The 12,421-nt window shown below is 59.1% G+C and carries 14 protein-coding genes; 1 reads left to right on the plus strand and 13 read right to left on the minus strand.

Annotated elements, in window-relative coordinates; all coding sequences use genetic code 11:
* Positions 1–6: 6 nt before the first annotated feature.
* From fliQ to ltrA, 10 genes are all read right to left on the minus strand, one after another.
* Entirely contained in the window at positions 7–276 is a 270-nt protein-coding gene (gene fliQ, locus COW1_RS05825; protein ID WP_096366038.1) for a flagellar biosynthesis protein FliQ, read from the minus strand.
* Between the two features lie 9 nt (positions 277–285).
* Complete coding sequence (fliP, locus tag COW1_RS05830; protein ID WP_096366037.1) at positions 286–1,032, minus strand: flagellar type III secretion system pore protein FliP; 747 nt, start codon at positions 1,030–1,032, stop codon at positions 286–288.
* The gene (gene fliO / locus COW1_RS05835; RefSeq protein WP_096366036.1) at positions 1,029–1,469 is read right to left on the minus strand and encodes a flagellar biosynthetic protein FliO; all 441 of its coding nucleotides are present in this window, start codon (positions 1,467–1,469) and stop codon (positions 1,029–1,031) included. The genes fliP and fliO overlap by 4 nt, the downstream gene beginning before the upstream one ends.
* Complete coding sequence (fliN, locus tag COW1_RS05840) at positions 1,466–1,900, minus strand: flagellar motor switch protein FliN (protein ID WP_096366035.1); 435 nt, start codon at positions 1,898–1,900, stop codon at positions 1,466–1,468. Before fliN ends, fliO begins: the two co-directional genes overlap by 4 nt.
* Before the next feature lie 20 nt (positions 1,901–1,920).
* Positions 1,921–2,928: a flagellar motor switch protein FliM gene (gene fliM, locus COW1_RS05845; RefSeq protein WP_096366034.1), complete on the minus strand. Its 1,008-nt coding sequence runs from the start codon at positions 2,926–2,928 to the stop codon at positions 1,921–1,923.
* A 9-nt stretch (positions 2,929–2,937) separates the two neighbouring features.
* Complete coding sequence (gene fliL, locus COW1_RS05850) at positions 2,938–3,486, minus strand: flagellar basal body-associated protein FliL (RefSeq protein ID WP_201345680.1); 549 nt, start codon at positions 3,484–3,486, stop codon at positions 2,938–2,940.
* A 292-nt stretch (positions 3,487–3,778) separates the two neighbouring features.
* Positions 3,779–4,327, minus strand: coding sequence for a DUF2058 domain-containing protein (locus tag COW1_RS05855; RefSeq protein WP_201345681.1), 549 nt, complete (start codon positions 4,325–4,327; stop codon positions 3,779–3,781).
* A gap of 61 nt (positions 4,328–4,388) precedes the next feature.
* Positions 4,389–5,066: a spermidine synthase gene (locus COW1_RS05860; RefSeq protein ID WP_201345682.1), complete on the minus strand. Its 678-nt coding sequence runs from the start codon at positions 5,064–5,066 to the stop codon at positions 4,389–4,391.
* Between the two features lie 15 nt (positions 5,067–5,081).
* The gene (locus COW1_RS05865) at positions 5,082–6,395 is read right to left on the minus strand and encodes a DEAD/DEAH box helicase (protein WP_201345683.1); all 1,314 of its coding nucleotides are present in this window, start codon (positions 6,393–6,395) and stop codon (positions 5,082–5,084) included.
* A 384-nt stretch (positions 6,396–6,779) separates the two neighbouring features.
* A complete protein-coding gene (gene ltrA / locus COW1_RS05870; RefSeq protein ID WP_201345348.1) occupies positions 6,780–8,063 on the minus strand; it encodes a group II intron reverse transcriptase/maturase in 1,284 nt (427 codons plus the stop codon).
* Between the two features lie 717 nt (positions 8,064–8,780).
* Between ltrA and COW1_RS05875 the strand changes: the two genes are divergently transcribed.
* Positions 8,781–9,815 (plus strand): IS481 family transposase, encoded by a 1,035-nt coding sequence (locus COW1_RS05875; protein WP_201344243.1) that lies wholly within the window; start codon positions 8,781–8,783, stop codon positions 9,813–9,815.
* A 92-nt stretch (positions 9,816–9,907) separates the two neighbouring features.
* Here COW1_RS05875 and COW1_RS05880 read toward each other — a convergent pair whose 3' ends face one another.
* The 3 genes from COW1_RS05880 to COW1_RS05890 form a co-directional block, all read right to left on the minus strand.
* The gene (locus COW1_RS05880; protein WP_201345684.1) at positions 9,908–10,456 is read right to left on the minus strand and encodes a hypothetical protein; all 549 of its coding nucleotides are present in this window, start codon (positions 10,454–10,456) and stop codon (positions 9,908–9,910) included.
* Positions 10,457–10,653: 197 nt separating this feature from the next.
* Positions 10,654–10,968 carry a hypothetical protein gene (locus tag COW1_RS05885; protein ID WP_201345685.1) on the minus strand — a complete coding sequence of 105 codons (315 nt, stop codon included), beginning with the start codon at positions 10,966–10,968 and terminating at the stop codon, positions 10,654–10,656.
* 342 nt (positions 10,969–11,310) lie between these two features.
* Complete coding sequence (locus COW1_RS05890; protein WP_201345686.1) at positions 11,311–12,357, minus strand: hypothetical protein; 1,047 nt, start codon at positions 12,355–12,357, stop codon at positions 11,311–11,313.
* Positions 12,358–12,421 lie beyond the last annotated feature (64 nt).

Here is a 12,421-nt window from a genome sequence, read left to right on the forward strand (position 1 = left end):
TGCGCCTCAGCCGATCAGGCCGGGGATGCTGGTATACAGGTTGATGGTGAAATCGAGCAGGCTGCGCAGCAGCCAGGGCCCGGCCAGCAGCAGCACCAGCACGATCGCGGCCAGCTTGGGGATGAAGGTGAGCGTCATCTCGTTGATCTGGGTCGCGGCCTGGAACATGGCGATGACCAGGCCCACCGCCAGCGAGGCGATCAGCAGCGGCCCGGCCAGCAGCACGGTGATGTACATGGCCTGCTCGCCGATGGTGATGACGGTATCGGGTGTCATGCGTGGCTCCTAACTCGCAATGTAGAAACTGGAGGCGAGCGTGCCCATGATCAGCGACCAGCCATCGACCAGCACGAACAGCATGATCTTGAACGGCAGCGATATGATCATGGGCGAGAGCATCATCATGCCCATGGACATCAGCAGGCTGGCGATGACCAGATCGATGACCAGGAACGGGATCATGATCAGAAACCCGATCTGGAAGGCCGTCTTCAGTTCGCTGGTGACGAACGAGGGCAGCAGCAGCGAGAAGGGAATGTCCTCGGCGCGTTCGACCGGCTCGGCCCGGGCAATGTCGGAGAAGGTCTCCAGATCGGATTCGCGCGTCTGCGCCAGCATGAAGGCATGGAACGGCTCGGCGGCGCGTGCCAGCGCCTCGTCCGGCGCCAGTTCCTCGTTGAGATAGGGCTTGACCGCCTCGGTGTAGACCTCGTCGAACACCGGCACCATGATGAAGAAGGTCAGGAACAGCGACAGACCGATCAGGATCTGGGTCGAAGGCGTCTGCATGGTGCCCAGCGCCTGGCGCAGGATGGACAGCACGATCAGGATGCGGGTGAAGGAGGTCATCATCATCAGCGCCGCCGGCAGGAAGGTGATCGCCGTCATGATGGCGAGCACCTGGATACTGATGGAATAGGTCTCGCTGCCGTCCGGATTGTTCTCCATGCGGAAGGCCGCAATGCCCGGTTCGGCCAGCGAGGCCACCGGCAGCAACAGCAGCAGCAGGCTGATCAGGCCGCGCAGTCTCATGACCTGTCTCCCCGGCTCAGTGCCTGCTGCAGATTGCGGGCGAAGCTGTTCATGCCGGCGCCCTCGCGCACCGGGGTCTCGATCTTCTCCTCCAGCACATGCAGGGTCTGGACCCGACCCGGCGCCACGCCCAGCACCAGCTGGGTCTCGCCGACCTGGATCAGCACCACCTTCTCGCGCGCGCCCATGGACAGGCCGCCGAGCACGCGCATGGCCCCGGGCACGCCGCCCTGGAAACCGGACATGCGCCGCATCAGCCAGGCAAAGATCAACATGAGGACGATCACCGCCACCAGGCCCAGCAGGACCTGCAGCAGGTTGGACCAGGCCATGGGATCGTTCAGGGACTCGGCGGCCTGCCGGCCCTCGGATGCCTGCAGCGTCAGCGGCCACAGCAGCGCCAGCGTCACCGTGATGCGTGCGGGAAACGACATCATTTCAGCTTCTTCACCCGTTCCGCCGGACTGACCACGTCGGTCAGGCGGATACCGAACTTCTCGTTGACCACCACCACCTCGCCGTGCGCCACCAGGGTGCCGTTGACCAGCACGTCCATCGGCTCCCCCGCCAGCCGGTCCAGTTCCACCACCGACCCCTGGTTGAGCTGCAGCAGGTTGCGGATACTGATCCGGGTGCGGCCGATTTCCATCGCGATGGTGACCGGGATGTCCAGGATCAGATCGAGATTGGCTTCATCGCTGCCGGCCGGCACCGTGGCGCTCTCGAACTGATCGAGTTCCGGCTTGGACACCTGAGCCGCAACTTCGGCCTGGCCGTCACCGCCGCCGGTGTCGTCCTGTTCGGCCAGGGCGGCGGCCCACTCGTCGGCCATCGCATCCTGGTCCAGGTTTTCCTGATCGTCACTCATTACTGTCTCCCGTCACGCACTCAGTTCTTTTCAATTACATTGGATAGGGGAACCATCGCGTTCTGGTTCACCTTGTCGATGATCTTGACTGCCTTGTTGCCATTGGCGCTGCCCAGCCGGCCGCGGAACAGCGGGATGTCCTGCGAACGCAGCAGAATGGTCTCCGGCATGTCGATGGGAATCACGTCCCCAATCTGCATTTCCATCAGCTCGCGGAAGGTGATGGTGGTCTCGGCCAGCTGCGAGGACAGCTCGACCTCGGCATCCTTCATCTCTTCCTTGATGGCGATGCGCCAGCGCTCGTCCACGTCGCTGCGGTCGCTCTGCACGCCGGCATCCAGCAGATCGCGAATGGGCTCGACCATGGAATACGGCAGGGTGATATGCAGCGCGCCGCCGCCGCCTTCCAGTTCGATGTGGAAGGTGGAGACCACCACCACCTCGGTGGGGCTGACGATGTTGGCGAACTGCGGATTGACCTCGTGGGTCTGATACTCGAACTCGACCGGCAGCACCGGGCGCCAGGCCTGAAACAGATCGTCGAAGGCGCGGTCCAGCATGCGCTGGATGACGCGCTGTTCGGTGGGCGTGAACTCGCGGCCCTCGATCTTGGTGTGGAAACGCCCGTCGCCGCCGAAGTAGTTGTCCACGGCGCTGAACACCAGCTTGGGATCGAACACAAACAGGGCGGTGCCGCGCAGCGGATTGATCTTGACCAGATTCAGGCTGGTCGGCACGAACAGGCTGTGGATGTACTCGCCGAACTTGAGCATCTGCACGCCGCCGACCGAGATCTCGCCCTGGCGGCGCAGCATGTTGAACAGCGAAATGCGGAAATAACGGGCGAAGCGCTCGTTGATCATCTCCAGCGTGGGCATGCGCCCGCGGACAATGCGGTCCTGGCTGGTGAAGTCGTAGTTCTGTGCCTCGCCGTCACCGCCGCCGTCGTCGGATTCGGTCTCGATATCACCGCTGCCGACCCCGTGCAGGAGCGCGTCGATTTCTTCCTGTGAGAGCAGATCGTTCACGCAGTACCCCTATTGCATGACAAAGCTGGTGAAGTACAGATTTTCCAGCCGACCCCGGCCGGTCATCTGCTCGAGCACGCTGCGCACTTCCTCCAGCGCGTCCTGGCGCAGCTGCTCCTTGCCCTCACGGGTATTGAGCACCTCGGGATCCTGGCTGCTGAACAGCATCACCAGGCCATTGCGGATGGCCGGGTTGTGTTCCTTGACCTGTTCGATGACAGCCGGATTACGGTCGGCCACCTGGATGGTGATCTGCATGAAACGCACGTCGGCTTCGCGGCCGAAATTCACGACGAAAGGAGGTTCCAGCGGCTGGTAGATGAGCGGGCCGCCGCTGGTTGCAGGCGGGGCGGCTTCAGCCGCGGCCCCATCTGCGGCAGCCGCCTGCGGCTCGGCGGCCGGCTCGTTCCCACCCAGCATGCCCATGAAATAGAGTCCGGCCAGCACGGCACTGGAGAGCAGCAGCACCACGACAGCGGCGATGATGACGATTTTCAGCCCGCCGCCGGATTCCGCCTCCGCGGTATCCACGTCCAGATCGAGATCTTCTTCTGCCATGCCGGTACCTTGTGCCTGTGAATGTCTGCACAGGCAAAAGCAAGTCCTGTGCCACGGCCAGGAAGAAAAATTAGTTATTTATATTCAATTGGTTGGAAATGGAAAATCCGGGGTCGACAGAGACTTGACGTTATTCTGTCGCGCCTTCAGCCGGTTTCCCGGCACCGGGTCAGGGGAAGTGGAATGAGCGGGGAAGCAAATGGGACGGTTGCACCCGATGCCCGCGTTGCGGGCAGGCGGCAGCCGGAACTTCAGGTGATCAGGGCCCGGGACGGTGCTCCCGAAGTGACAGCTACCACATCAGGTCATCGGGCACCTGGTACTCCGCATAGGGGTCGTCGGCGTCCTCCTGCGGCCGATCCCCGGCCCGGCTGACGATGCAGGCGGCATCGCGCTGCCCGACCTTCTCCGCCACCCCCGCCGGGACCAGCGCGTAGCCCGCATCGAAGCGGACGATGACCAGCTGGCCGCGCGCCAGCCGGTCGCGGACGGACTCGGTGACATGCAGCGTCTTGATCAGGGTACCGTCCTGGAAGTTGTAGGCAACCTCCCCCTCGGCATCCGCCAGCCGGTTCTGTTCCACCAGCTGCCGGACCTGGGCCTGGGTTGCCCGGCGCTCGGCGGCCGCCTTGCGCTGGCGGTTGAGCTCACGATCGCGTTCCGCCGCTTCCGCCGCAGCCTTGCGTGCCGCCTCGGCGGCCACGGCGGCCTCGTCGACCACCTCGACCTTCTGCTTCTGTTTCAGCTTCTGCTGCTTGCGTTTGGACTTGTTCGCCTTCTCGAGCCGGGACTTGTCCACCAGCCCGGCCTTGAGCAACTGGTCGCCGAATGAATTGCCCATCGGTCCTGCCTCTGCATTGCCTGATTCATGTATGTGCAAGTATATCCAACCGGTGGGCGGATCAATCCACCCGCCGGCCGAACCAGAGGACGTGCCGCGCCCCCTTTCCGCCATGGGCGCGCACCCGTACCTCCTCCGCCTCGAAGCCCACCTTGCGCAGCCGCGGCAGAAACTCCGGCGCCTGGCCGGCCGACCACACGGCCAGCACACCGCCGGGGCGCAAGGCAGCACAGGCCGCCGTCAGCCCCTCCGTATCATAGAGCCAGTCGTTCTCCCGACGGGTCAGGCCCTCGGGGCCATTGTCCACATCCAGCACAATGGCATCCCAGGCCCGCGGCCCGGCCTGCAGCAGTCGGGCGATATCGCCCTCGTGCACACGCACCCGCGCATCGTCCAGCGGATGCCCGGCCAGATGCCCCAGCGGACCGCGGTTCCAGGCCACCACCGCCGGGACGAGTTCCGCGACCACGACCCGGGACTGCGTGCCCAACGCCTGCAGCGCCGCAGCCAGGGTAAACCCCATACCCAGCCCGCCGATCAGTACCTGTGCCCGCTGGCTGTCCGCCAGTCGCGCGCAGGTCTGCGCCGCCAGCGCCTCCTCCGAGCCATGGACGCGGCTGCTCATCAACTCGCCCCGCGCCACCAGCTTGATGGAGAATTCATCGCCGCGCTGATACAGCTGCAACTCGCCGCCGTTGCCGGGGACTTGCGCAGTGTCGAGCAGGGTCCAGGGGCGCACGGGGCGGAAAGACTGTTACCGGGCAGCGCCGGGGGACTGGGACGGGCGATTGCGCCGGCGCCGCTTGCGCTGGCCGTCCGCCGGCTTGTCACCGGATCGGGACGCGGCGTTACGGCTGATGGCCGGCTTCTTCTTCACCTTCGACTTATTGCCGGGCGTGGCCCTGGACCTCTGCTCCGGTCGGGGGGCCGTTTTCAGCACCTTCGGCTCGAACGTCGGCATGGGCAGCACCGGGATGGTCTTGTTCAGCACCCGCTCGATATCCTTGAGCAGCTTGGCTTCATCGGCGCCGACCAGTGAAATCGCCGCGCCCTCCTCACCGGCCCGACCGGTACGGCCGATACGGTGCACATAGTCTTCCGGCACATTGGGCAGTTCGTAATTCACCACATGCGGCAGGCGGTCGATGTCCAGGCCGCGGGCGGCGATGTCGGTCGCCACCAGCACCCGCACGCTGCCATCCTTGAACCCGGCCAGGGCCCGGGTGCGGGCACTCTGGCTCTTGTTGCCATGGATGGCGGCCGCTTCGATGTCGGCCCGATTGAGTTGCTCGGCCAGACGGTTGGCGCCGTGCTTGGTACGGGTGAACACCAGCACCTGGGACCACTGCCCGGCATCGATGAGGTGGATCAGCAGATCGCGCTTGCCGTCCTTGTCGACCCGGTACACATGCTGGGTGACGGTCTCGGCGGCCGTATTGCGGCGCGCCACCTCGATCAGGGCCGGCCGGTGCAGCAGGCCGTCGGCCAGACGCTTGATCTCGTTGGAGTAGGTGGCAGAGAACAGCAGGTTCTGACGCCTCTGGGGCAGCAGCTTCATCACCCGGCGGATGTCGTGGATGAAGCCCATGTCCAGCATGCGGTCGGCTTCGTCCAGCACCAGGATCTCAATCGCGGACAGATCCACCGTGCCCTGGCCGGCATGATCCAGCAGCCGGCCCGGCGTGGCGACCAGGATGTCGACGCCGCGCTTCAGGGCCTCGATCTGCGGATTGATCCCCACCCCGCCGAAGATGATGGCGGAGCGCAGCTTCAGGTGTGCGCCGTAGGTCTCCACGCTCTCGCCGACCTGCGCCGCCAGCTCCCGGGTGGGTGTGAGCACCAGGGCGCGCGGCGCCCTGCCCTTGCGGGGGCGCTGGCTGAGCAGCTGCAGCATGGGCAGGGTAAAGGCGGCGGTCTTGCCGGTGCCGGTCTGGGCGCCGGCCAGCACGTCGCGGCCTTCCAATATCACCGGCACCGCCTGGCGCTGGATGGGGGTCGGGGTGGTGTAGCCCTGCGAATCGATGGCACGCAGGAGTTCGGCCATGAGGCCGAGTGTCTCAAATGACATATTTATCTGCTCCGGGTCCAGCCTACCCGCAGGTTCCGCGGGGCCGGTCAGGGTGGAGTCTTGATTGGGTTGAATGTTCGAGGATAAGTCTTTCGGGGAGGGAGACGGCCGCGAAGCTATGCGCCGACCGGATGGCGCTACGTACGGGCCATTATAATAGAGTATGATGAAGAAAGATAGCTAGTCGCCCAACTCTTCTATAGCAAGGTTCAATGTCAGTTTTCGGTAGAGTAAGGATGTGACGCGGTGGCCTAAGGTCCAGCCTATCTGTTGCCGCCCCTTTCGTCTGGCGGTGCCTCAATAGCCGAACCATCACTCCGTTTCCACACCCTCCTCATCGAACCGGACATGCAGATTTCCCGCATCCGGCTCTCGGACAAGACCTCATGCCTTCACCCACGACTCGCCGCGCCCAAGTTGGGTCAGGCGCACGAGACCGAAGTACCCGTAGAGGTGCGAGGGGGGAAAGGCCCCGCCCCTGCGTCGCCTGACCCTGTACTTGTTGCGCAGCCACCGGCGTAACCGCATAGCGGTGTAGCTGTCGAGCGCCCGATATGCCTGGCTGTGCGCGCCTACACTGAAGTAGTTCGCCCAGCCCCGCAGCGTACGATTTAACCGCTTCACCATCTCTGTGGTATCGAGCCACGCCAGAGAGAGCGTCGTCATTGCATGTAACCGTTGGACCATGCGCGTGATGCTCTTCTTCGAGGGCCGCATCCCGAGGTAGGCTTTACCCGTCCTCGGTGAATACAGCCGCCCAAACGTGTACCCCAGAAAGTCAAACACCCCGTCCGGGACCGTGCAGATTCGTGTCTTTTCCTCATTCACCGTGAGCTTGAGCCGTTCCATGATCGTGCGCATCCACCGCAGGGCCTCCTCGGCCTTGCCGCGTTGGCACAAGATCACGAGGTCATCGGCGTAAATCACGATGCGACTCCCGAGGCGGTGATCCAGCTTGAGCCTCTTCCAGGCCAGCACGAACCGGCGCATATACAGATTGGCCAGCAGTGGTGAGATGGGAGCGCCCTGTGGAATCCCGCGCCGGGTGTCCTTGGCCTCCGTCGTTCTGTGGTTCTGCCCGCGCTTGTCGACCTCTTCGACTGGACACTCCAGCCATTGCTTGAGCAGATGCAGGACGCGCCGATCAACGATACGACGCGCCAGCGATTGCAGTAGCTCTGCATGGGGAATGCTGCCGAAGTAGTCCGACAGGTCGGCGTCCACCACATCCGGATGCCCTCGGAACATCGTCTCTTGCACCTCGACCACCGCCTGCTGCGCATTGCGCTTCGGGCGGTAGGCGTACATCTCCGGTGGAAGATCCGCTTCGAAGATCGGTTCGAGCACCAGCATCGCTGCTGTCATGCAGACCCGGTCCCGTAGCGTCGAGATGCCCAATGGCCGGAGTTTGCCGTTGGCTTTCGGAATATACACTCGTTTGATGGCCTCCGGACGGTAGCGCTCCTCCCGGAGTTCTTCCGCCAGTTCCGCCAGCCACCGCTCTACCCCGTACGCCTCGACGTCCGCGAAGTCCTGACCGTCTACCCCCGGCGCGCCCCGATTGGAGCGGCACAGCGCATAGGCATGCGCCAGGATGTCTTCGCGGAACACCTTGTCGTACAGGGCATAGAAGCGATAGCCGACTTCAGCCTTCGCTTTCGCATGCAATGCCCTCTGTAGTTTCTGAACACTCGCCGGAGTTGATAGGTTGCCCAATCTCCACGTCCCTCACTACGTCATGCATTCGTCTTGAACCAGGGCCCCTTCCCTCCCTCGGCATTACCCGACTTCCTCGGTACTACGGGCCCTTCCGCCACCCCAAGGCGCCCGGCCTGTCCCTCACGGGCGTCCGGTTGGTCTTCCCGTACCACGCCAAGGGGCTTCCCGTGTTGCGCGCGCTTCCCTTGTGTACATGCTGTCGCCACTACCCCGGCGCAGCGACTGGGGTCCTGCTTCGCTCAATATTCCCAGTCGTATCAGCCTTCCCCGATATGGTCGCCGGGTCGGCCTGCGCAACGTCCTTTTCGAGGCTTGCTCGACGTTCACTCACGTTACGGCCTGCACACTCGCGCTGCCACCGTATGTCGTGGCACGCTTCACCGGAGGCTTCAACCATTTCGTTGCCTCCACAATTGCTCCGGTTGCTTCCGGCTGGAGCGGTCGCCGGGTGGGACTTTCACCCACGGGGATAACGCCGCCTTTGCACGGCGCACACCAGAAGCGGACTTTGAATAACTGTACACAGTCTAATCAAAATTGGATGCGCGGCACCATATATTAGTTGAAGTAGTTTCGACTTGATCTGACACCTGACTTGAAAAAGTGAGGGTTACCGGTTCTGATGGAAGTGCGAACTCACCATCGGAACCAAAAGAGGTAACCCTCATGCTCAATACTAACGAGAGAATCATCAAACACAAGCTGGGCCTGCTGAATCTGGCCGAGGAGCTGGGCAACGTCTCCCGCGCCTGCAAGGTCATGGGCCTGTCCCGCGACACCTTCTACCGCTACAAGGCCGCCGTCGAGGACGGCGGGGTCGAGGGCCTGTTCGACCAGTCCCGCCGTAAGCCCAACATCAAGAACCGCACCGACGAGGCCACAGAGGCCGCCGTGGTGGAGTATGCCCTGGAGGCCCCGGCCCATGGCCAGGTCCGTGCCAGTAACGAGTTGAGAAAGCGTGGGATTTTTGTCTCCCCCAGCGGCGTGCGCTGTGTGTGGCTGCGCCACGAGCTGGCCTGCTTCCGCGACCGGCTCAAGGCGTTGGAGGCCAAGGTGGCGCAGGAGGGCATCGTGCTGACCGAGGCTCAGGTCGCCGCCCTGGAGAAGAAGAAAGAGGACGACGTGGCCTGCGGCGAGATCGAGACCGCCCATCCGGGCTACCTCGGCTCCCAGGACACCTTCTACGTCGGCACGCTCAAGGGCGTGGGCCGGGTCTACCAACAGACCTTTGTCGACACCTACGCCAAGGTGGCCTTCGCCAAGCTCTACACGACCAAGACGCCGATCACCTCGGCGGATCTGCTCAACGACCGGGTGCTGCCGTTCTATGAAGAGCATGGCTTGCCGCTGCTGCGCATCCTGACCGACCGAGGGACGGAATACTGCGGCAAGGCCGATCGCCATGACTACCAGCTCTACCTGGCGGTCAACGACATCGAGCACACCCGCACCCGGGCCCGTTCCCCGCAGACCAACGGGATCTGCGAGCGCTTCCACAAGACCATTCTCCAGGAGTTCTACCAGGTCACGTTCCGCAAGCACATCTACACGAACCTGGAATCCCTACAGGCGGATCTGGACACCTGGCTGGCGTACTACAATAATGAGCGCACCCATCAGGGCAAGATGTGCTGCGGACGCACGCCCATGGCGACATGGGAGGATGGCAAACAAATCTGGAAGGAAAAGTTCATCGCCTGAACTTGACCTGACAGCCACGGCTTCCTCGGAGCCGGTAACTGTCAGATCAGATCGCGACTACTACATATTAGTACATACATATGCCTAAGTAGCTATTCACTGCAACGAGCAGATAGCGAGTTGTATAATTGGCGATAATTTTTAATCGATAGATTCAATTTGCGTACCTGCCCGTTATCAGGAACTTTTACCTTTATTGTGATATCACCATTTGCTTTAGATAATGCGCTAAAGAATTTATGTATTTTATCGTCATCCGATATCATATATGGGTGGTAACCAACATTATATGTGGTACGACTAAAATCAAAATCCATTGACCCCACTTCAACAACAATTGACTCACTAACTTCTTGCCACCAATCCAGATGATTCAATCCTTTATTAGCTGCAAATGAGTAACGTATATTTGGGATCATTTCTCCACTATGGCAATCAATACTCATTGTAGCCACTTCAATTGCGGCATGACCGATCCCCACACTCGTTGCCTGGATAGCTGGCTCTCCATAACGACCACTATCTATCAACACCCAAGGATCTTTGTTAATCTCGGTTGTATTCCAGGTTGATGGTTCTGATGCATCAGCGGAAATCCCGGTTAAAACTAGGAAGAATACTAGGCATATTCTTGAAAGCATTTGCCCCCCCCCTGGGTCATTGCCTAATGCTTGAATGGTTTTCGCGAGCCCCTGCCAGGAGCGCTTTATATACGTAAATCACAGATCGGTATGAGTCGATTAAAGGATACATGCAACTACGTGCTTTCCAGGAAGCCCCGCTACGCGTTCCTAGTCTCAGGGACGCAAAAGCATATATTCATATCATCCTGTATTTTTTACTCTGAAATGATAGTTGATATTGCAGGCTCCATCTCAAACGCCCCATAATCATTCTCTTGATGACAGGAGAAAGAAACAGAAACAAATCGTCCTTCATCTAATGCTTTCTTATATATTGGATAAGCCGCTATTCGCATAGAGCTTTCACATTCATCTATATTTCTATAGACACTAACAGACGCAACAGGCACAGGCTTTCCTTTTGAGCCAACGCTCACTGTAGCCACAGTTCCAACTACGATTCCTTCTTCTGCGCATACTAACGTACTATGTATGAATAGCAGTAATATACATATTAATTTTACTTTCATTATTTGGCACCAACAAACTTTAACCTATATTAGGTGTGAAACTGTTTGCAATATGTATCAGCCACAAGAAACCGGATCATACCAGGCTCGAATTATTAATACCCACTCTGTGTTTTTTTCGTACGATCGTGATTGCATTAAATAATGCCGACAATAAATTTAACTGACAGGTATGTCACGCAAACCTTACCAATCACACCATAGCCACATTTAGCACTACTCGTTTCGGTTACCCCTCTTACCATACCCGCCAACCTGTCAGTTCACGACCAAGAGCAGACATTGTCGGTAAAGCCCAGCCGGCTAAACCGACGAGTTGTTTATGTCAGGTCGAGCGAATAGTTATATATTTTCATAATCTTTGTCTGAGTACCGCATGCTGATAAAGGATACCGTTTTGGGTCTCACGTTAGGTTTTGCGCCAAGGACATGCTCCGCTTCTACCTTTCGTGAAAACTCGATCAGCTTTTCTTTCGTTTCAAACATACTTATATGCTTGAGAATATTGTAAAATATATTCACAAGCAGAACATCGGTGAACAGGACATCCTCGATTCGCAGTCCGTCGGATTTGCCTGCGTGAACAAAAGCGCAACGTTTTTTATATACTTCTTCGATCTTTGATTCAAAGTTTCTTACAGACCAGTCGGTTGTCCAACCAATAAATGCCTCGACTCGCTTTGGCAACGCGACTGAATATGAATCGCCTTGATGCGTTAGCAGTGTTTCAATAGCGATCATGTTCCAGAGGAACGCATGGGGAAGATCGCTAGACGATTGGCTCTGTCCCGCCAAAACCGCCGCATTCCTAATATCTCGTTTCCATCCAGAAGTTACATTGTACCGCCCATTCAAAAGTCGCAGTAGCTCGTAAAAAAAGCTAAATTTCTGATATTTCTTCCACTTCTTATCAAGTACTAGAGTATTAAACCGACCCGACAGTCTGTGCTGCAACGCCCATGATCTCTTCACTGTATTCATCATGAAATATTCGAGGAAGCCGGGGCGATTCTCACTGGATATAGATAAGCATGCATTATGGCGCCTGCGGGCATATCCTAGTTGAGAGAGGGACAAAATCGCTAGCTCATCCTTGGCGGCGTCTAGAAACGCCTTTTCTTGTACGGCACCTATGCCACCCAGTTTGGCTACGGCACATACATCGGATACCTCAAAGAAACCGCTTGACATTTTTGTGGTTTTCAACTCACCAACAGTCACAGGAAATCCGAGCCGCTTTCGCACTCGCGGCAATCGGCTTCTGCTAACGAATGTTATTTTGTCTATTGATATTTCTTCAGAAACAGATTTTGTAAGTGTTAGCCCACTAACAGGGACCACAAAAAGCCATGCCCCTTTTTCATTCTTCATATCTTCAATCTGAGTCATGTATCACCAAAAGATATATAACATCCCCCATAAGCTACGCAGACTTTTTGCGACGGCTTGGTAA

The organism is Thiohalobacter sp. COW1 (genome assembly GCF_016629505.1).
GTDB classification, from domain to species: domain Bacteria; phylum Pseudomonadota; class Gammaproteobacteria; order Thiohalobacterales; family Thiohalobacteraceae; genus Thiohalobacter; species Thiohalobacter thiocyanaticus_A.